This window comes from Stutzerimonas stutzeri RCH2 (genome assembly GCF_000327065.1).
Lineage (GTDB): Bacteria > Pseudomonadota > Gammaproteobacteria > Pseudomonadales > Pseudomonadaceae > Stutzerimonas > Stutzerimonas stutzeri_AE.
On sequence record NC_019936.1, the window covers coordinates 2,224,217 to 2,244,570 of the forward strand.

Genomic DNA, 20,354 nt, shown 5'->3' on the forward strand with positions numbered 1-20,354 from the left:
GCCCGCAAGAGCACCCATCAGCATGCCGCTCCGACTTCATCGGGCGCGATTCGCGGGATACGCATGCTATCGTTGTCCGCTTTGTTGCCATGTGCGCTGCCGGAGCAGTCGATGAAGTTCATACACCAGCGCGAGCACCTCAACGAGGACGATATCGTCGTCATCGAATGCTCGCAGACCTGCAACATCCGCCTGATGAACGATGCGAATTTCCGCAGTTTCAAGAACGGCGGGCGCCACACCTACCACGGTGGTGCGTTCGATAAATTCCCGGCGAAGATCGTGGTGCCGAGCACCGGCTTCTGGAACATCACGATCGATACGGTTACCCGGCGGCCGATCAGCGTGACGCGCAAACCGAACCTCAGCCACTCGATCAGGGTCATTCGACGGTCCCCCTCGCGTCTGTAATCGCCAAACTGGACTGTGAGGACAACGAACAGGAAGCGACGTTTTGAACCGCAGCCATCACCCTCATGTTCATGCCGCCAACACCAGTCTCGATAACCGCGCAGCCGAAACACACAAGGGTGAAAGCGGCGGAACCACCCGCGCGCATCTCGGCATGCTGCTCTGGGCGCTTTTTGTCGGCTTGTCGTTTCCGGCGGTGGGCTTGCTCAGTGATGACTTGCCGCCGCTGCTGCTGACCGCCATGCGCTTCGCCATCGCCGCGCTGGTCTTGGCACCGCTGGCCTGGAGCCAGAGCGAAGGGCGGCCGGGTTGGCGCACGATGCTGCTCTACGCTGGCATGGGGCTATGTCTGGCGGGCTTTTTCGGAACCATGTTCTGGGCGGCCCATCGGGTCAGTGCACTGTCGATGGCGACGCTGTTCGTCAGCGTGCCGCTGCTGGCTTACTGCCTGGGCCGCGGGCTGGGTGTCGAACAGCCCGCCGGTCGCCTGCTGGCTATCCTGGCGCTTGGTGCGAGCGGGGCGCTTGGGCTGGCATGGGCCGAGAACGGCGGCGATTTCTCCGGCATGCAGTTTGGCCTGGGCGAGTTGGGTTTCTTCTTTGGCTGTGTCGCTTCGGCGTTGTACCCGGTGCTCAGCAAATGGGGGCTGGCGAACGGTACTTTGCCGCGACAGGCAGGGTTGCGCACCTTCTGGAGTCTGATCGCGGGTGCTGTCCTGATCGGCCTGATGGGCTTTATCTGGGAGCGCCCTGCGGCCTTGCTGCGCATGAACCTGCTGGATCTGCTGCTGGTGTCCTACCTCGGCGTTTTCTCCAGCGCCATGACCTTCTTCCTGCAACAGCGAGCGACATCCGTTCTCACGCCCGGTGCGGTCACGGCCTACAGCTACCTGGTGCCTTTCGTCTCGATGTTGCTGCTGTTCTTCGATCAGCCGGCCCGCATGGGTGTGCACTGGTTGCCAGGCAGCTTGCTGGTTGTGCTTGCCATCGGCCTGCTGCTCCGTCGCGACCGTCAGTCCTAGGGCTTTTCGCCTAGCAGCGCGCGGGTGTGTGCAATCGCCTGGCGCTCGCGCTCGGTCCAGCTGCCACCGATCTCGACGAAGGGCTGATCCCGTTGCACCAGCCAGCTGCGACATGCCTCGAAGAAGTCCAGTCGTTCGCTGATATCCGGTTGGCAGCGCTGGCCGTCGGCATGCCACTCGATCTTTTCCGGCGAGAGCAGCAGATGCTGGTGGTAATCCCTCGCCAGTAGCTCCTCCTCGAGCCAGGCGGGGCAGTCGCCGAACAGCGTATGACTCCAGAGCATGTTGCTCAGCAGGTGCGTGTCCAGAATCAGCAGGTGCGGTGCCTGAGTTCTCGCGGTGTCTTCGCGGGCCAGCTGACCACGGGCGATGGCCGGAATATCGGCAAACGTCGTGTCGCGTTGCGTCTGCTCGATGTAGTCACGCACGTATTCGCCGACCAGCACACCGCCGAACGTCTGCAGCAGCCTTTCGGCAAGCCAGCTTTTGCCGGTGGACTCCGGGCCGGTAAGCACCAAGACCTTCATCGAGTGGCCACCTGCGCCGTTCGCCACTCTCGCAGCCCCATGACGGCAAGCCCGGTGAACAGCGCGTAGAGGCCGGCAGTCAGCCAGTAGCCCTGATAGCTGAAGAAGCCAATGAACAGCACATCCAGGACGATCCACAAAACCCAGCACTGTAGGCGCTTGAGTGCCATCCACAGCTGTGCGAGCAGGCTAAATGCAGTCAGGGTGGCGTCGATCCAGGGGAAGGCAGCCGCGGTGAAGTTCGCCATGGCGCTGCCAAGCAGCAGACTGACGAGTATTGCACCGGCAATGCCAATGTACGCTTCGCGACTGCTTGCCCGTGTTACGGGCCGGCCTCCCTCGCCAGTCGCGCCGCGTGTCCAGGTCCACCATCCGTAAAGCTGCATGGCGGCGAAAACACTGTGCAGCAGCACCTGCGAATACAGCCTGGCGTCGAAGAAGAACCAGGCGTACAGCGACACCATGCCCAGGCCGATGGGCCAGCACCATGGGTTCTGACGTACCGTCAGCCATACGGCGATCAGGCCAAGCAGCGAGGCGATCAGTTCTAGCGACGACATGGCGTTACCGGTAGGGCCAAACGAGGGGCGCGATCATAGCGGACGTCGAAGCCCGTTGCTGCAGGCTGCAAAGCGCTTGCGATTGAACAACACGGGTATCGACTGGTCTTGCTAGAGGCAAGGTGCGGCGGGAGGCCGACCAGACCTGAACCAAGCCCCGAGGAGAGGGAATCGATCCTGAATGACCCAGGCAATGGCTGGAAGTCGCGGCGGCTGGCGAATATCGGACTGCTTATGAGTGATGCCGGAGCGCGGCAAGGCAAGAATCGCAATATTCAATTTCTTCGCGGGCTAGCGATCATGTTGGTGCTGCTGGCCCATGCCTCGGTGATGCTGGTCGGCGCGGAGGCGGACTGGTGGGACGGCTTGCTGCAGCGCTTTCTGCCGGGTATTGGCGTCGATCTGTTTTTTCTCATTTCCGGCTACCTGATGGGCGCGACCTTTCTGCGCAAGCAGCAGGGCTTCGAAGCTGAGGCGGTGTATGCCTTCTACAAGAAACGCATTCGCCGTGTGTTGCTGCCGACCTGGTTCTGGGCGGCCGTGGTGTTGATGTTCAGCGTCGTCGAGCCGCCGCGTGGGGCGCCGGCTTACTCGCTGGACACGCTGCTCGGCGTGACGGCGAGCGCGGCGTTCTTTCTCGCCAATGTCTTCAACGGCCTGCACGAGACGGATTTTGGCTATTTCTGGTCAATCGCTCTTGAGGTGCAGTTCTACCTGCTGTTTCCGCTGCTGCTCCTGCTACGCCGGGCGTTCTGGCCGGCGGTGATAGGCATCGTACTGTGGTTCAGCTTCGCCAACCCGTTCGCGCCAGAGTGGCTGTTCCGGGTGAACGGTTTGTTCATGGGGTTGCTGCTATGGAAGCTGTCGTCGCTGGATCAGTTTCGCGTCGTCGAGCGCGACATCGAGGCGATGACCGCCACCGCCAAAGTGCTGGTGACCGGTCTGGCGGTGGTCTCGGCGAGCATTCTGGCCATCGCCCTGGAGCCGCTCGCCTCGTTTCGCTGGGCGGCGGCGACGCTGGTGCTGGCCGTGCCATTCATGCTGGCGGTCTGTTCCAGCGAGGCGATCTTCGGCGCCTTGTCGCGCCCGTTGGAGACAATCGGGCAGCTGTCGTTCTCCCTGTACCTGTGCCATATCCCGGTCTGGCTGCTGTGCATGAGTTTGCTCGATGACCAGCCGCTGCTGCCGCGCGTGGCGCTTTGCGTAACCATGTCGCTGATCGTTGCTGGCCTGAGCTATCGCTATATCGAACGGCCGCTGATGGAGGGTGCGAAGTCAGCGGCAGCCGCCGGAGAGGGGGCGACTGCGAGTTCAATAGCCGTCGCCCGCGCAGGGCGAGGCGGCTAGAGACGCGTTACTCGTCCTCGTCCTCGCCGCCGATGGCGCTGAGGCACCGCAGGCGGTGCGGGCCTTCCAGCAGCCAGCTTTCGCCGTCGGGTTGGCGCTGGGCTTCCATGATCTGGTTGTAACTGAACTGCCACTGGCGGCGCGTGCGGCCGTCGACCAGATCGATGGTCAGCAGGATGTCTTCACTGGCGAATGGCTGATTGGCCTCCGCGGCGGCGTCGGCATCATCGAGCAACGCCTCGTTCAGTGCGAACTGCCAGGCATGCAGGTCGTCGATGATCAGCATGTCGGCCGTTTCGAGTTCGTCGATCAGCAGCGGTGTTTCGGATGACATGGTGCAAGCTCCATTGAGCGGAACGACGGCGGGCGCTCACAGGCGCCCGCCGCGGGATCAGTTGTCGTAACCCAGGTTCGGCATCAGCCAGCGTTCGCTGACGGCGATGTCTTCGCCCTTGCGCTGGCTGTAGCTTTCCACTTGATCCTTGTCGATCTTGCCTACCGCGAAGTACTGCGCCTCCGGGTGAGCGAAGTACCAACCGCTGACGGCCGCGGTAGGCAGCATGGCGTAGTGCTCGGTGAGCGTGACCTGGCTGATACCGTCAGCATCCAGCAGCTGGAACAGCGTGCCTTTTTCGGTGTGGTCCGGGCACGCGGGGTAGCCCGGGGCAGGGCGGATGCCCTTGTACTGCTCGCGGATCAGCTCCTCGTTGCTCAGCTGCTCATCCTTGGCGTAGCCCCAGTATTGCTTGCGCACCTGTTGATGCAGCCACTCGGCGCAGGCTTCGGCGAGACGGTCTGCAAGCGCCTTGACCATGATCGAGTTGTAGTCGTCGCCCTTGTCCTGATAGGCCTTTGCCAGCTCCTCGGCACCGATGCCGGCGGTGCAGATGAAGCCACCCACATAGTCTGTGATGCCGCTATCTTTCGGCGCGACGAAGTCGGCCAGGGAGAGGTTAGGCTTGGCGTCCGGCTTGATGATCTGCTGGCGCAGATGGTGCAGGGTGGCCAGCTTTTCGCCGCCGTCGCCATACACTTCCAGATCATCGTCCTGCACCTGGTTGGCTGGCCAGAAACCGAACACGGCGCGCGCGCGGATCAGCTTCTCGTCGATCAGCTTGTTCAGCATGGCCTGGGCATCGCTGAACAGCGCGGTGGCCGCTTCGCCGACCACTTCGTCCTCGAGAATGCGCGGGTACTTGCCGGCCAGGTCCCAGGCGATGAAGAACGGCGTCCAGTCGATGTACTCGGCCAGCGTGCGCAGGTCGATATCTTCCAGCAGCTGGCGGCCGGTAAAGCTCGGCTTGACCGGCGTGTAGCTGGCCCAGTCGAACTGCGGCTTGTTGGCGACGGCCTGGGCATAGCTCAGGCGCTCGGTGCGCGCACTGCGGTTGGCGGTGCGCTCGCGGATCATGGCGTACTCTTCGCGGGTCTTCTCGACGAAGGCCGGCTTGAGTTCCTTGGACAGCAAAGTAGTGGCGACACCCACCGCGCGTGAGGCGTCGGTGACGTAGACCACCGCATCGTTGTGGTACTGCGGGTCGATCTTCACCGCGGTGTGGGCCTTGGACGTGGTGGCGCCGCCGATCATCAGCGGCAGGCTGAAGCCCTGGCGCTGCATTTCCTTGGCAACGTGGACCATCTCGTCCAGCGAAGGCGTGATCAGGCCGGAGAGGCCGATGATGTCGCACTTCTCCGCGATGGCGGTCTGCAGAATCTTCTCCGCCGGCACCATCACGCCCATGTCGACAACGTCGTAACCGTTACAGCCGAGCACCACGCCGACGATGTTCTTGCCGATGTCGTGCACGTCGCCTTTCACCGTGGCCATGAGGATCTTGCCCTTGGCTTCCGGCTTGTCGCCTTTTTCCGCCTCGATGAACGGGATCAGGTGCGCGACGGCCTGCTTCATCACGCGCGCCGACTTGACCACCTGGGGCAGGAACATCTTGCCGGCGCCGAACAGGTCGCCAACCACGTTCATACCGCTCATCAGCGGGCCTTCGATCACCTCGATGGGTCGCTTGCATTGCTGGCGGCATTCCTCGGTGTCTTCGACGATAAAGGCGGTGATGCCCTTGACCAGTGCGTGCTCGAGGCGCTTGTCCACCGGCAGGCTGCGCCATTCTTCGGTTTCGGCCTCCTTGACCGAGCCGTCGCCCTTGTACTTGTCAGCGAGCTCCAGCAAGCCTTCGGTGCCGTTGGCGCTGCGGTTGAGAACTACGTCCTCGACTGCGTCGCGCAACTCCTTTGGAATCTCGTCGTAGATCTCCAGCTGACCGGCGTTGACGATGCCCATGGTCAGGCCTGCCTTGATCGCATGGAACAGGAATACCGAGTGGATCGCTTCGCGCACCGGGTTGTTGCCGCGGAACGAGAACGACACGTTGGAGACGCCGCCCGAAGTCAGTGCATAGGGAAGGTTGTCGCGGATGTAGGCGCAGGCCTCGATGAAGTCGACTGCGTAGTTGTTGTGTTCCTCGATGCCGGTGGCGATGGCAAAGATGTTCGGGTCGAAGATGATGTCTTCCGGTGGGAAGCCCACTTCGTTGACCAGGATGTCGTAGCTGCGTTTGCAGATTTCGCGCTTGCGTGCGGCGGTATCGGCCTGACCGGCCTCGTCGAAGGCCATGACCACCACGGCGGCACCGTAGCGCTTGCACAGGTGGGCCTGCTGCTTGAACTGCTCGACGCCTTCCTTCATCGAGATCGAGTTGACGATGCCCTTGCCCTGGATGCACTTGAGGCCTGCCTCGATCACTTCCCACTTCGACGAGTCGATCATGATCGGCACGCGGGAAATATCCGGCTCGCCGGCGATCAGGTTGAGGAAGGTGACCATGGCCGCCTTCGAATCCAGCATGCCCTCGTCCATGTTGATGTCGATCACCTGGGCGCCGGCTTCGACCTGCTGCAGGGCGACTTCCAAAGCCTCGGTGTAGTTTTCTTCGCGGATCAGGCGGGCGAACTTGGCGGAACCGGTGATGTTGGTGCGCTCACCGACGTTGACGAACAGCGAGCTGCGGTCGATGGTGAACGGCTCCAGGCCCGACAGGCGGCAGGCCTTGGGAATGTCCGGAATGGCGCGCGGCGGGTATTTGCTGACCGCCTCGGCAATTGCCTGGATATGCGCCGGCGTGGTGCCGCAGCAGCCGCCGATGATGTTGAGAAAGCCCGAGGCGGCGAACTCTTCGACCACCGCGGCCATTTCTGCCGGGCTTTCGTCGTATTCGCCGAAGGCGTTCGGCAGGCCCGCATTGGGGTGCGCGGAGACGAAGGTCTCGGCCTTGCTGGAGAGTTCTTCCAGATACGGACGCAGATCCTTAGCGCCGAGGGCGCAGTTCAGGCCAACGGAGATCGGCTTGGCGTGGCGCACCGAGTTCCAGAAGGCCTCGGTGGTCTGCCCGGACAGGGTGCGGCCGGATGCATCGGTAATGGTGCCGGAGATCATGATCGGCAGCTCGACGCCTTCGTCCTCGAACACCTGCTGCACGGCGAAGATCGCCGCCTTGGCGTTCAGCGTGTCGAAGATCGTTTCGATCAAAATCAGGTCGGCACCGCCCTCGATCAGGCCGCGGGTGGCTTCGACATAGTTCTCCACCAGCAGGTCGAAGGTGACGTTGCGATAGCCGGGGTTGTTGACGTCCGGGGAGATCGAGCAGGTGCGGCTGGTCGGGCCGAGTACGCCGGCGACGAAGCGCGGACGGTCCGGCGTTTCGGCGGTCTTGGCGTCCGCCACTTCACGGGCCAGGCGTGCGCCTTCGACGTTCAGTTCGTAGACCAGCTCTTCCATACCGTAGTCGGCCTGGGAGACGCGGGTCGCGTTGAAGGTGTTGGTTTCGAGGATGTCTGCGCCGGCGTCGAGGTAGGCCTTCTCGATGGCCTGAATGATATCCGGGCGGCTCAGCAGCAGCAGGTCGTTATTGCCTTTGACGTCCTGCGGCCAGTCGGCGAAGCGCGTGCCACGGTAGTCCTCTTCTTCCAGCTTGTAGCTCTGGATCATCGTTCCCATGCCACCATCCAGAATCAGAATGCGCTCTTTGAGCGCTTGCTGGAGGGCCTGAAGACGGGAGCTGCGAGTGGACATGGGAACTACCTGAAAAAGCTGAGACAAAAGAGCGCGAATGATAGCAAAGCTGCATGCTTTTTTAGCTTCCGCGCTTTTGCATGAAGATTATTCAGGTTGAGCGAACAAGCGGCTGTCGCCTGAGGCGAATAGAATGCAGGTTCACTCCAAGGTATTCGTTTCATGTCCCTCCGTTTGTGGCTCGGCTGCCTGCTGCTCCTGATTGGCAGCGCTGTGCAGGCCGAAGCTGTTTCCTATCAGCGCGATATCCAGCCGATCTTTACCGCCAAGTGTGTCGCCTGCCATGCCTGTTATGACTCGCCTTGCCAGCTCAATCTGGGCAGCGGCGAGGGGGCGTCAAGAGGTGGCCACAAGCTCCCGGTCTACAACGGTGTTCGGGTCAAGGCGCAACAGCCGACCCGGCTATTTCTCGACGCCGAAGGGGAAGCGGCGTGGCGACGCAAGGGCTTTCACTCGGTGCTGGAAGCCGAGGGCAATCAGGCAGCGCTGATGGCGCGCATGCTGGAACTGGGGCGCAGTCAACCGTTGGTGCCGAATGCCAAGCTGCCGCCGGGGCTGGATATTGGCATCGGCCGGGAGAACAGTTGCCCATTACCCGGTGAATTCGACGGCTATGCGCGCAAGAACGCCCATGGCGGCATGCCGTTTGCCGTTACCGGTCTTAGCGACGAAGAGTACACAGTCGTTCAGCGCTGGCTCGAGCAGGGCGCGCCGGTCGAGCATCGGCAGCTGAAGCCGACACCTGCGGAAGCGTTGCAGATTGAGCAGTGGGAGCGCTTATTCAACACTCCCGGCGCTCGGGGCAATCTGGTTGGCCGCTGGCTGTATGAGCACCTTTTTATTGCGCATCTGCATTTCGAAGGGGGGGAGAGCGGCCACTTCTACCAGCTGGTGCGTTCGCGCACTCCCAGTGGCGAGCCCGTCGACCCTATCGCGGCACGTCGGCCCAACAATGATCCGGGCACCCGCTTCAGTTATCGGCTGCGACCAATTCCAGATGTGATCGTGCACAAGACGCACATTACCTATCCGTTGAGTGCTCAGAAGCTGGCGCGAGTCACGGCGCTGTTTTTCGAGGATGATTGGCCCGTCGATAGCATTCCTGGCTACGGCGCCGCTCATCGGGCCAACCCATTCAAGACCTTCCAGGCGATTCCGGCCCAGGCGCGCTATCAGTTCATGCTGGATAACGCCGAGTATTTCGTGCGTACGTTCATCAGGGGGCCCGTATGTCGCGGGCAGATCGCAACCGACGTGATTCGCGACAACTTCTGGGTTTTCTTCCAGGATCCGCAGCACGATCTGTATCTGACGGACCGCCGCTACCGTGAGCAGACCACACCGCTGCTGGCAATGCCGGGGCAGTTCGATGAGATGGGCAATCTGCTGGCGTTCTGGAAGACCTACCGCGTCAAGCGAAACCAGTACGAGCACCTACGCACGCAGGCTTATGCCAACAAGCCAGCAGACTGGGCGCATATCTGGTCCGGCAATGACAACGCCTTGTTGAGCATCTTCCGCCAGCATGACAGCGCCTCGGTGCGCAAAGGGCTGATCGGAGAAATCCCGCAAACACTCTGGTGGATGGACTATCCGCTGCTCGAGCGCACCTATTACCAGCTTGTGGTCAACTTCGACGTGTTCGGCAACGTTTCCCATCAAGGGCAGACACGGTTGTACTTCGATCTGATCCGCAATGGTGCGGAGCTGAATTTCCTCCGCCTGCTGCCGGCTTCGTCCCGCCAGGGGATTCTAAATGGCTGGTACGAGAAAGGCGGGCAGCTGAAGCTGCTACTGGCCTATACCTCGATCGACGCTACAACGCCGTCGCTGCTCGATCTGGGCAAGGCCGACGCCAAGCGAGCGTTTGCCCGTCAGCTGCTCGCGCGCTATGCCGGCATCAATGCAACGCCGGATCCGATCAACCGTTGCCAGGGCAGCCATTGCTTCCGCGCGGGTCAGCCAGCGCTGCTGCAGCGAGCCGAGCAGGCGCTCAGCCGCCTTACCAACCGGCTGGGTGCCGGGTTGCCCGCCATCCAGTATTTGCCAGAAGCCACGCTGCTGCGCGTCGAGGCTGGTGACGGCCGGCGTGAGCTCTACAGCCTGTTGCGCAATCGTGCCCACAGTAATGTGGCCTTCATGTATGGCGAGTCGCTGCGTTGGCAGCCGAGACTGGACACCCTGACGGTATATCCCGGCATCCTCAGCAGTTACCCGAACTTCCTGTTCAACATGCCTGCGGCGGATGTGCCGGCCTTTGTCTCCGCGCTTGAGCAGGTCCGGGATAACCGTGACTTCGAACGCCTGGTCGAGCGCTGGGGCGTACGCCGCAGCCATCCGCGTTTTTGGGACTACTTCACCGATCTGACTCGCTACCTTGAAGAAACCGAGCCAGTTGAAGCAGGCGTGCTCGATATGAACCGCTACGAGAATCTGTGATTTCCGGATTGCGGACCGTTCGGATGGCGCAGGGAACTTGAAAATCGATAGTCCGACTAAAATACTAGGACTTAACCGCGGCAGTGGTTTGGCGTACACTGCGGCGCATGTCTGCGAGGAGTTCTCATGAGCGCGATCACTATTACCGAAGCTGCACACGATTATCTGGCTGACCTGCTTGAGAAGCAGAACACCACGGGCATCGGCATTCGCATCTTTATCACCCAGCCGGGCACTCCTTATGCCGAAACCTGCATTGCCTACTGCAAGCCGGGCGAAGAGAAGCCGGACGACACTGCGTTGGCTCTGAAGAGCTTCACCGCCTGGATCGATGGCACCAGCGAGCCGTTTCTGGAAGATGCACTGGTCGACTATGCGACCGACCGCATGGGTGGCCAGCTGACGATCAAGGCGCCGAACGCCAAAGTGCCGATGGTCAGTGAAGACAGTCCGTTGAACGAGCGCATCAACTATTACCTGCAGACCGAAATCAATCCCGGCCTGGCCAGCCATGGCGGGCAGGTCACTCTGATCGATGTGGTTGACGAAGGCATCGCGGTGCTGCAGTTCGGCGGTGGTTGCCAGGGCTGTGGCCAAGCTGACGTTACCCTCAAGGAAGGCATCGAGAAGACCCTGCTGGCCCGTATTCCGGAGCTCAAGGGCGTGCGCGACGTGACCGACCATACCAATCGCGAAAACGCTTACTACTGATCCAGCGAGCCGTCGAACCCGGCTCGCCGGGCCCTCCAGTGGCATTTCGGACGAAATGCCACTATTTTGCCTCCATGGTGCACACAGCAGCTCTGTCCTGCGATAAGCTCTCGCCCTTCGGTTGATCGGGCAACGAGAGCTCGCACCAGATGTCTGCCATTTCCCTCCTGATCTGTGATGATTCCAGCCTGGCGCGCAAGCAGCTACTGCATGCGCTGCCTGCTGGCTGGCCGGTTACGGTCAGCCAGGCTGCTACTGGCGTCGAGGCGTTGGACCGGATCCGTCAGGGCGATATCGATGTCCTGTTGCTCGATCTGACCATGCCGGAAATGGACGGATATCAGGTCCTCGCTCAGCTGCGCGAAGAGCAGCTCGAGTGCAAGACCATCGTGATATCCGCCGATATCCAGGAAGAGGCCGTACGCCGCGTGCTGGCGCTTGGCGCACGCGCCTTCATCAAGAAGCCGGCCGATCCGGTCCACCTGCGGCAGACGCTGGCCAGCCTCGGGTTGCTGGACGATGTATCCGCATTGATCACCCGGGTCGACGGCGAACGTATCAGCTTTCGCGACACCTTCCGCGAAGTCGTCAATATCGCCATGGGCCGCGCCGCGGCTCTGCTGGCCAGAGTGCTCGGCGTGTTCATCCAGCTGCCGATTCCCAACGTCAACATCCTCGAGGTCGGCGAGCTGCACATGGCGTTGGCCGATGCAGCGCGCGGCGAAAAGCTTACTGCCGTCTGCCAGGGTTACATCGGCGGCGGGATCGCCGGCGAAGCACTGCTGCTGTTCCATGATTCGGAAGTAGCCGACATGGCGCGTCTTATGCGCCGTCAGGATTACCTTGAGATGGAAATGCTGCTGGATCTCTCGAGCCTGCTGATCAGCGCCTGCCTGAGCGGCATCGCTGAGCAGATCGAGGTGGTTTTTTCCCAGGGGCACCCACAGGTACTCGGTCAGCACGCCTCGATCGAAGAACTGATAAGGATCAACAGCGGTCGGTGGAAGAAGACGCTGGCGGTGGAGATCAGCTACAGCCTGGAAGGTCACGATATCCATTTCGACCTGCTGCTGTTGTTCACGGAAGATTCGGTCGAGCTGCTGACCCGCAAGCTCGCCCACCTAATGGATTGAGCATGAGCGATACCCACGAGTTGAACGAGCTTCACTGGTTGCTGGCGATCGTCCAGAGCATCGATGTGGGGGTGGTGGTGCTGGACCGCGACTACCGCGTCGAAGTCTGGAACACCTTCATGGAAAACCGCTCCGGGCTGCAGCCGGAGACTGCGCGCAACCAGAGTTTCTTTACGCTTTTCCCCGAGGTGGATGAGGATTGGTTCCGCCGCAAGGTCGAGAGCGTGATGACCCTGGGCACGCCGTCATTCACCATCTGGGAGCAGCGGCCGTACCTGCTGCGCTTCAAGAACTACCAGCCGATCACCGGGCTGGAAGACTTCATGTATCAGAACACCACGCTGCTGCCGCTCAAGGGCATCAACGGCAGCATCGATCAGGTATGCCTGATCATCTACGACGTCACCGACGTAGCGGTGAACCGGCGCCAGTTGCAGGCGGCCAATGCCGAGCTGCAGCGCCTGTCCAGCACCGATCGCCTGACGGGCCTCTACAACCGCGGGCACTGGGAAGAAATGCTGCGGCTGGATTACGCTCGGCATCGCCGCTATGACAGCCAGGCGGCTTTGGTCATGTTCGATATCGACCATTTCAAGGCAATCAATGACAGCTATGGTCATCAGGTGGGCGACAGCGTCATTCAGCAGGTCGCGGATCTGATCCGGGAGAATCTGCGCGACTCGGATGTGGCTGGGCGTTACGGCGGTGAAGAGTTTGTGGTGCTGTTGCCAGATACTGACAAGCAAGGCGCGCTGATCTTCGCCGAACGGCTCCGGCAGGCGGTCGAGGCGCGCGAGGTTCGCCATGAGCAGTACCGCATTCGCTTCACCATCAGCCTGGGGGTGGCCGATCTCAGCATGCCAACCACCAGCCATGCCCAGTTGATCGAATGGGCCGATTCGGCGCTGTATGTCTCGAAAGCCTGCGGGCGCAATCGCGTTACGCTGCATGAGCATTGACGTCGCTGCGCGGAATCGCTCGGCGCGCTAAGCGGTTCGTTGTTGCTGCAGAAAGTTGAGCAATGCGACTTCTTCAGCACTGAGCCATTTGCGCTTGCGCGCAGCCCTTGGCTTGGCCAGATCGCCTGCGCTGAAGGCGTCCAGGATTGCCGGATGGATATAGCACTGGCGGCAGACCGCAGGGGTGTTTCCCAGCTGGCTGGCGACCTGCTTGACCGTCTCCACGAGGTTTTGCTTGGCAACACTATCAGGCGCGCTATCCAGTTTGCGCAGCCTTTCCAACGCCAGCGCGCTGCCGGCCCAGGTGCGGTAGTCCTTGGCGGTAAAGTCGCTGCCGGTCATTTCTCGTAGATAGAGATTCACATCGTTGGAACTGACGGCGCGCCGTTGGCCATCTTCGTCCAGATATTGAAACAGCTGCTGACCTGGCAGCTCCATGCAGCGGCGCATCAGCCTGGCCAAGCGGCGGTCGCGCAGAGTAACTTCATGCTCAACGCCGCTCTTGCCGCGAAAATGAAAACGGATCGAGGTGCCGCTGATATCGACATGCCGTGTACGCAAGGTCGTCAGCCCATAGGAGCGGTTGTCCCGGGCGTAGCGGGAGTTGCCGATTCGGATCAGTGTGGATTCGAGTAGCGTTACCACCAGCGCCATGACCTTCTCACGTGAGAGCTCCGGGGCGGCCAGGTGCTTTTCCAGCTTCTGGCGCAGTTTCGGTAGCGCCTCGCCGAACTGGAGCATGCGGTCGTACTTGTTGCCGTCACGGATTTCCCGCCAGCGGCTGTGGTAGCGATACTGTTTTCGGCCGCGTGCGTCACGTCCGGTGGCCTGCAAATGTCCCTGCGGATCAGGACAGATCCATACGTCACGATAGGCCGGTGGTATCACCAGCTTGTTGATCCGCTGTATCGCGGCGTCGTCGCGGATGCGCTCGCCGTTCGGCCCGAAGTAAACGAACTTGCCGCGCTGCAATTTGCGCCTGATGCCCGGCTGTGAATCATCGACGTAATGCAGGTCATCAGGCAGGTCAGGTCAGGGCAGAGCAGGGTGCCGGTGTCGCTGCTTTCGTCGGCGGGAACAGGGCGGGTACCTTCGGCCAGTCGCGGAGGCTCGTCCAGCACGGTGTCATTGCGCATGTCGGCGATTTCCCGCTATGGCCTTGCCGGCAGTGCGCCGGCAAGGCGCCTGGATGGGCTAGTTATCCTTTTCGTTGCTGTTGCGCATCAGCAAGCGGATGGCTGCAACCAGCTCATCCACGGCTTCACGATAAAGCTCCGGTTTGGCTTCGGTTTCCGCCTGGTCGGCGTGCTTGCGCGCTGTTTCGAGGTGGTCATTGATCGATGAGTAGTCGCCAAGCATGGTTTGCTCCTGCTGCTGGATCGGAAGGAAAGGGCGCTCGAAATGCTTGTTTCGGCGGCCTTGTAACAACTGACCGGCGACAGTCGTGGCGGTTCGTACCGTGTATCAGCGCGACCTGAGCGTCGAAAGCGCCTTCGACCACGTGGGATTGGAGCAGCGTGGGCATGACTGCGCTTGCTGGCTTTCGAGTGCCTGAGGAAAGCCACAGCGGCTACAGGCATACATTCCGGCCGCGGGGACCTGATGGAAAACCGGCCGGTACTCCGGTGGCAGCACAGATAGTCCGGGGCGCACCGCTTCGGGCTCATGGAAGAACAGGCTGACGTTGCCATCGTTCTCCAGAATGCCGAGCCTGACCTGCCCGAGATGTTCGACGCCTTGCTGGCGCAGCTCCATGAAGAACTCGTCGGCGGAAATGTTCAGGCCATCCAGACTGCGCAATTCATAGATGCCGTCGCGAATGATGGTGACCGGCTTGCCTTCCAGCCAGACGCCGAAGCGCGGGCTGCGGTTCATGAAGAACACGGTCAGGCGATACAGCACCAGTAACGTGGCGAATACCGCCGCCACCGGCAGCAGCGGAACATCGTCGTAGAAGGAGACGTCGCCCGCAGCCGAGCCGAGGGTCAGGATGATCACCAGTTCGAACACGGATAGCTGGCGAATCCCGCGCCGTCCGCTGACCTTGAGGAAGACGAAAACCGCGATGAACGCCAATAGCGCCCTTAGCGAGACCTCCGCAACGAACATCAGCGGAAATTCGTGCAGAAGCATGCGCTGCAGGTCAAAGGGGGTCATTGCGGTTCATCCTTCCGATAGAGCGGGCGCAGACGCAGCAAAGCGCCTCTCCCGGCTCATTCTAGAGCGCTTCGCTACACAAGGCAGGTTGCCAGCCGGTTCAGCTTGCTGGCGTTACGTCGAACTCCAAGTCAATTCCGTCACCGCTGCCGTCGCCTACCACCGAGCCGACCACGGGCTTGTGCGTGACGGTGCGTCCTTCATAGAACTCGCTCAGATGTCGCAGTGCGACTTCGTTGATGTGGTTGATCAGGCCGGGCATCTGGGCGTCTCGCGGCACGATGAAATGCAGTTTGACTGCATGGGCACCAGGCCCCCGTGGAAGGTCGGCGAGACCACAGCTGTGCCATTGATCGTTGACGTACGCTTCTGCGCCTTTCATGAGCTTCTCCTGTTTCGCTTGTTGATGTTGTGACCTTCAAACAGGCGATTGGATCAGTCAGCTTCGGGCTGCATAGAGAACGTCGAGCAAGAAAAAAGGCCTGGAGCGCGCCGCTGCAGGCCTTGGTTCGAGCAACTCATGCTTACTCGGGCATGTGCCACGGCGAGAAATGAGCGCCGTTGCGGCTCAGTTGTTCGCGGGTTTGTTCCAGGGTTTCGCCAAGCTTCACCGGGTCGGTGAACACGCTGCTGGACATCTTGCAGCGGCCGAGCAGACGGGCTTCGTCGCGATCGACGACGGTGATGCTGACTTCGCCATTCCCTTCGGGAAGGGTCCAGGCGACGCACTGGAAGGGTTTGAATGCGCGATCGGTGATCAGAAGGGCTTCATTGATACGCAGCGGGGTGTGCATGGGGCATGTCTCTCTGTGTGATACCCAAAATACCTGCAGCCAAGCTCGTTGGCGTTGGCCTTACATTGCAGTTGATGTACCCAGAGGACTGGCAAGTCACATGCGAGTTCGAAAAAATTTGAAGGCCTTTGCAATTAGCCAAAAGTATAAGGCTGGCGGTTCTCCGGCAGTGGCTCCAAAGGCCTACTTAAGTCGCTGGAAATATTGGAAAAATCGATTTAGGTCGGACGGGTTAGCTCACCGCCGGCGAGTCACGAAAATATTTCGGTGCGACAACCTGTCGCGAGCTGAAACCGCCGTCTGCCGAGTGCCTCGGCTTCACCATGGTGCCGATGCAGGAGAGTAGTGCCTGTTAATGGCACCTTGCGACTCGCCCATGCCGGGCGAGTCGCAGAGGCGATCAAACGCGGAACTGGCTCAGCAGCCGGTTCAGCTGACCGGCAAGCTCGCCAAGCTGCTTGCCGGCTTCACTGGATTGCTCGGCAGCCAGCGTGCTTTCCTGGGCCAGCCCTGCAGCCTGCGTGACGTTCTGGTTGATGTCTTCAACCACGTGAGATTGCTGCAGCGTTGCGCTGGCAATCGAAGCGTTCAAGCCGGAGAGGTTGCGCAGGGCCTGAGCAATTTCACCAAGGCTCTCGCCCGCCTGGCTCGCCTGCTCGACAGTCAGCTGCGAAGCGCGATTGCTTTCCATGATCACATTGACCGCAGCCCCTGAGTTCTTCTGCAGGCGCTCGATCATGCCGTGGATCTCGGCCGTCGATTGCTGGGTACGCTGGGCAAGCAGGCGGACTTCGTCGGCGACGACGGCGAAACCACGGCCCTGCTCGCCAGCGCGGGCGGCTTCGATCGCAGCGTTGAGCGCCAGCAGGTTCGTCTGTTCCGCAATCGAGCCGATGACCTCGAGTACCGAGCCGATCTTGGTCGTTTCGTCAGCCAGCGACTGGATGACGTCAACTGCCTGGCCGATGGTTGCCGAAAGCTCATCGATCTGCTGCAGGCTTGTCTCGATGTTGCGCTGGCCCTGGCCCGCCTGATTCTCGGCGCTGCCTACTTCGCTGGAGGCATGTTCCGCATTCTTCGCCACTTCCTGTACGGCGTAGGTAACTTCATTGATCGCTGTCGCCACCTGCTCCATCTGCAGCATCTGCTGCTGACTCTGCTCGTGCGCCTGGCCGGACAGCTGGCTGAGCGAACGGGAGGATTGGTCCAGTGCCCCTGCAGTCTCGAACAGCTGGCCGACTACGGTGCGCAGCTTCTGCGTGAATCGATTGAAATCACGACCAAGGGTGGTCAGCTCGTCGTTGCCGGAAACGTCCAGGGTGCGGGTCAGGTCGGCTTCACCGCTGGCGATGTTGGCCATGGCCGCCATCGTGTGACGAAGCGGACGGACAATGCTGCGGATCAGAATCGCCACCAGGACGGCCATGATTGCCGAGATCAGCAGGCCGATCAGGGAGAAGCGGGTCAGGTAGTTCCAGAATTCCTGCTCGACATCATCCACATAGATGCCCGAACCGATGATCCAGCCCCACGGCTTGAACAGCTGCACATAGGAGATCTTCGGGACCGGGTTCTCCTCGCCGGGCTTGGCCCACATGTAATCGACCAGTCCGGCGCCGTCGCGCTGGGCGATCCGGACCATCTCGTTGAAGAGTTCCTTGCCTTCGGGGTCCTTGATCTTCGACAGATCCTGTCCATCGAGCTTCGGCTGCATCGGGTGCATGATCATGGTCGGGCCGAGATCGTTGATCCAGTAGTAGTCCTGACCGTCGTAGCGCAGCAGGCGGATCTGTTCGATGGCTGCCTTTTGGGCTTCGGCAGTCGTCATGGCCCCACTCAGTTCGAGCTTGCGGTAGTGCTCGAACACGCCGGAGGCCGCTTCCACCACATGCCTTGTGGACTCCTGCTTGCCACGATACAAGTCGGAGCGCACCTGCTGGATCATCAGCAGGCCAAGGATGAACAGCATGACCACGGCGACCACGGGGATCAGCCAGAGGCGCTTGCTTATGGGAACATTGCGCAGCAGATTCATGAGTACGGCTCCTGAGGTTACTTTTCTTATCGTTCTTTACTGGTTGGTCGGTGGTAAGCGCTTCACCCGACCGCACCGGTCGTGCCGTGGCACTCTGAGTAGCTTTTCGGCCGCGCGTGGCTAAAAATGAGCCCCCTCGTCGTCCTGCCGAGGAATTTAATTCTCCGGGGCGAGTCAGAACAGCCGGCCAGATGGCTGTCCGACATATACCTTGGTTGCATTGAGTCGCGATGGACTGCATCGCTTTAGGGGAATAGATGGATCTTTGGGTTGCGATTCAGGCGCTGATTCTGGGTGTGGTTGAGGGTATAACCGAGTTTCTGCCGGTATCCAGCACGGGCCACCAGATCATCGTGGCGGATCTGATCGGTTTCGGCGGCGAGCGGGCGCTGGCCTTTAACATCATCATCCAGCTGGGTGCGATTCTCGCGGTGATCTGGGAGTACCGGCGCAAGATCATCGATGTGGTAGTAGGTCTGCCTAAGGAACGTCAGGCGCAGAAGTTCACCACCAACTTGCTGATTGCCTTCCTTCCAGCCGTGGTGCTCGGCGTCGCCTTTGCCGATCTGATTCACGAGTATCTGTTCAATCCGATCACCGTGGCTACCGCACTGGTCATCGGTGGCATCGTGATGCTCTGGGCCGAGCGCCGCGATCATGCGATTCGCGCCGAGACTGTCGATGACATGACCTGGACGCTGGCCTTGAAGGTGGGCTTCGCCCAGTGTCTGGCGCTGGTGCCGGGCACCTCGCGGTCGGGCTCGACCATCATCGGCGGGCTGCTGTTCGGGCTGTCGCGCAAGGCCGCCACCGAGTTCTCGTTCTTCCTGGCGATGCCCACCATGGTCGGCGCTGCGGTCTATTCCGGTTACAAGTACCGCGATCTGTTCCAGCCCGGCGACTTCGCCGTGTTCGCCATCGGCTTCGTGACTTCGTTCATCTTCGCGATGCTCGCGGTGCGGGCGTTGCTCAAGTTCATCGGCAACCACAGCTATGCGGCATTTGCCTGGTACCGGATCGGCTTCGGTCTGCTGATTCTGGCCACCTGGCAGCTCGGGCTGATTGACTGGACCAGCGTCCAGGCCTGATCCGTCAGCTCGATGGCCTGGCCTTCGTTCGGCTGATAACGCGTACAAGTGCGGCTGGCTTTGCCATAGTGGGCTCTCCATCAGGAGGCCCTATGACCGCGACCGCCGACCATTTCCAGCTCGACCTCAACGGCATTTCCCTCAGCCTGTATTGCTTCGGCCCCGAAGAGGGCCGGCCGGTATGGCTGCTGCACGGGTTTCCCGAGTGCTGGCATTCCTGGCGTAATCAGATTGATCCTCTGGTGGCGGCTGGGTACCGCGTGTTCGTTCCCGAGATGCGCGGCTACGGAAATAGCAGCGCACCGGCTGAGGTGACGGCCTATGACGTGCTGACGCTGTGTGGTGATATTCGGGCGGCCATGGATCACTTCGGTCACGGGCAGGTGGCGGTGGTCGGCCACGACTGGGGGGCGATGGTCTCTTGGTATCTGGCATTGCTCGAGCCCGAACGAGTCGCCGCGCTGGTCACCATGTCGGTGCCTTTCGCCGGCCGGCCGCGACGGCCCGCCATCGAGATCATGCGCGAAACCAGCGCTGGCCGATTCAACTACATCCTCTATTTCCAGGAGCCTGGGCGCGCTGAGCGAGAGTTGGATGTGGACGTCGATCGGACTCTGCGCCTGCTCATGTACTACCAGGGGCGAAACCTGCTGCTGCAGGACAAGCCCGCCGACGGCACGCTATTCGAAGACGACATGCAGGCGGGGCCGCTGCCGCAATGGTGTACGGAAGAGGATCTGTCCATATACCGGCGGACCTTCGCCGGGCACGGCTTTCGCGGTGCGCTGAACTGGTACCGCAACTTCGAGCGCAACTGGCAGCTGACCGAGCCGCTGCAGGGACAGAAGATCGTCCAACCGACGATGTTCCTGATCGGCAATCATGACCCGGTTGCCGAACTGGAGGCTTACACGCTGAAGAAGATGCCGGACTGGGTACCGGACCTGGAGCAGCGCGTACTGGCGCCGTGCGGTCACTGGATTCAGAACGAGCAGGCAGGGCGGGTAAACGAGCTGCTGCTGGGCTTTCTAGCGCGGCGTTATCCTGGCTGATGCGTTGAAGGCGCACCTTTGCGGTCTGCGACCGTG

General features: G+C 61.2%; 18 protein-coding genes and 1 pseudogene. 9 read left to right on the forward strand and 10 right to left on the reverse strand.

Annotated elements, in window-relative coordinates; genetic code table 11:
• The first annotated feature begins 111 nt into the window (after nt 1-111).
• Both PSEST_RS10230 and PSEST_RS10235 read left to right on the forward strand, forming a co-directional pair.
• Entirely contained in the window at nt 112-411 is a 300-nt protein-coding gene (locus PSEST_RS10230) for a DUF1883 domain-containing protein (protein WP_003279791.1), read from the forward strand.
• A gap of 43 nt (nt 412-454) precedes the next feature.
• A complete protein-coding gene (locus PSEST_RS10235) occupies nt 455-1,432 on the forward strand; it encodes a DMT family transporter (protein WP_015276917.1) in 978 nt (325 codons plus the stop codon).
• Here PSEST_RS10235 and PSEST_RS10240 read toward each other — a convergent pair.
• A complete protein-coding gene (locus tag PSEST_RS10240) occupies nt 1,429-1,959 on the reverse strand; it encodes an AAA family ATPase (protein WP_015276918.1) in 531 nt (176 codons plus the stop codon). The genes PSEST_RS10235 and PSEST_RS10240 overlap by 4 nt on opposite strands.
• The gene (pnuC, locus tag PSEST_RS10245) at nt 1,956-2,519 is read right to left on the reverse strand and encodes a nicotinamide riboside transporter PnuC (RefSeq protein WP_015276919.1); all 564 of its coding nucleotides are present in this window, start codon (nt 2,517-2,519) and stop codon (nt 1,956-1,958) included. The genes PSEST_RS10240 and pnuC overlap by 4 nt, the downstream gene beginning before the upstream one ends.
• A 234-nt stretch (nt 2,520-2,753) precedes the next feature.
• Here pnuC and PSEST_RS10250 point away from each other — a divergent pair, with 234 nt between their 5' ends.
• A complete protein-coding gene (locus PSEST_RS10250; RefSeq protein WP_015276920.1) occupies nt 2,754-3,866 on the forward strand; it encodes an acyltransferase family protein in 1,113 nt (370 codons plus the stop codon).
• Nucleotides 3,867-3,873: 7 nt separating this feature from the next.
• Here the strand turns inward: PSEST_RS10250 and PSEST_RS10255 are convergent, their stop codons facing one another.
• Both PSEST_RS10255 and metH read right to left on the reverse strand, forming a co-directional pair.
• On the reverse strand, nt 3,874-4,200 hold the full coding sequence (locus PSEST_RS10255) for a DUF5629 family protein (RefSeq protein WP_015276921.1): 327 nt from the start codon (nt 4,198-4,200) through the stop codon (nt 3,874-3,876).
• Between the two features lie 57 nt (nt 4,201-4,257).
• A complete protein-coding gene (metH, locus tag PSEST_RS10260; RefSeq protein WP_015276922.1) occupies nt 4,258-7,950 on the reverse strand; it encodes a methionine synthase in 3,693 nt (1,230 codons plus the stop codon).
• Nucleotides 7,951-8,112: 162 nt separating this feature from the next.
• Between metH and PSEST_RS10265 the strand changes: the two genes are divergently transcribed.
• The 4 genes from PSEST_RS10265 (at nt 8,113) to PSEST_RS10280 (ending at nt 13,192) form a co-directional block, all read left to right on the forward strand.
• Nucleotides 8,113-10,389, forward strand: coding sequence for a fatty acid cis/trans isomerase (locus PSEST_RS10265; RefSeq protein ID WP_015276923.1), 2,277 nt, complete (start codon nt 8,113-8,115; stop codon nt 10,387-10,389).
• A 126-nt stretch (nt 10,390-10,515) separates the two neighbouring features.
• Nucleotides 10,516-11,100, forward strand: a complete 585-nt coding sequence (gene nfuA, locus PSEST_RS10270) for a Fe-S biogenesis protein NfuA (protein WP_015276924.1) — start codon at nt 10,516-10,518, stop codon at nt 11,098-11,100.
• A gap of 149 nt (nt 11,101-11,249) precedes the next feature.
• Nucleotides 11,250-12,233: a response regulator gene (locus tag PSEST_RS10275; RefSeq protein WP_015276925.1), complete on the forward strand. Its 984-nt coding sequence runs from the start codon at nt 11,250-11,252 to the stop codon at nt 12,231-12,233.
• 2 nt (nt 12,234-12,235) lie between these two features.
• Entirely contained in the window at nt 12,236-13,192 is a 957-nt protein-coding gene (locus PSEST_RS10280; protein ID WP_015276926.1) for a sensor domain-containing diguanylate cyclase, read from the forward strand.
• 27 nt (nt 13,193-13,219) lie between these two features.
• Here the strand turns inward: PSEST_RS10280 and PSEST_RS10285 are convergent.
• From PSEST_RS10285 to PSEST_RS10305, 6 genes and pseudogenes are all read right to left on the reverse strand, one after another.
• Nucleotides 13,220-14,328: pseudogene (locus PSEST_RS10285) on the reverse strand (DNA topoisomerase IB).
• Nucleotides 14,329-14,386: 58 nt separating this feature from the next.
• Nucleotides 14,387-14,551, reverse strand: a complete 165-nt coding sequence (locus tag PSEST_RS22295; RefSeq protein WP_015276928.1) for a hypothetical protein — start codon at nt 14,549-14,551, stop codon at nt 14,387-14,389.
• Between the two features lie 105 nt (nt 14,552-14,656).
• A complete protein-coding gene (locus PSEST_RS10290) occupies nt 14,657-15,349 on the reverse strand; it encodes a DUF421 domain-containing protein (protein ID WP_015276929.1) in 693 nt (230 codons plus the stop codon).
• 100 nt (nt 15,350-15,449) lie between these two features.
• Nucleotides 15,450-15,731, reverse strand: a complete 282-nt coding sequence (locus tag PSEST_RS10295; RefSeq protein WP_015276930.1) for a hypothetical protein — start codon at nt 15,729-15,731, stop codon at nt 15,450-15,452.
• A gap of 142 nt (nt 15,732-15,873) precedes the next feature.
• A complete protein-coding gene (locus tag PSEST_RS10300; RefSeq protein ID WP_015276931.1) occupies nt 15,874-16,143 on the reverse strand; it encodes a hypothetical protein in 270 nt (89 codons plus the stop codon).
• A gap of 400 nt (nt 16,144-16,543) precedes the next feature.
• Nucleotides 16,544-18,178, reverse strand: a complete 1,635-nt coding sequence (locus PSEST_RS10305; protein ID WP_015276932.1) for a methyl-accepting chemotaxis protein — start codon at nt 18,176-18,178, stop codon at nt 16,544-16,546.
• Between the two features lie 257 nt (nt 18,179-18,435).
• On the opposite strand from PSEST_RS10305, the gene PSEST_RS10310 reads away from it, so the two are divergent.
• Together PSEST_RS10310 and PSEST_RS10315 are read left to right on the forward strand one after the other, a co-directional pair.
• On the forward strand, nt 18,436-19,266 hold the full coding sequence (locus tag PSEST_RS10310) for an undecaprenyl-diphosphate phosphatase (RefSeq protein WP_015276933.1): 831 nt from the start codon (nt 18,436-18,438) through the stop codon (nt 19,264-19,266).
• Between the two features lie 92 nt (nt 19,267-19,358).
• Nucleotides 19,359-20,318: an alpha/beta fold hydrolase gene (locus PSEST_RS10315; RefSeq protein ID WP_015276934.1), complete on the forward strand. Its 960-nt coding sequence runs from the start codon at nt 19,359-19,361 to the stop codon at nt 20,316-20,318.
• The last annotated feature ends 36 nt before the right edge of the window (nt 20,319-20,354 follow it).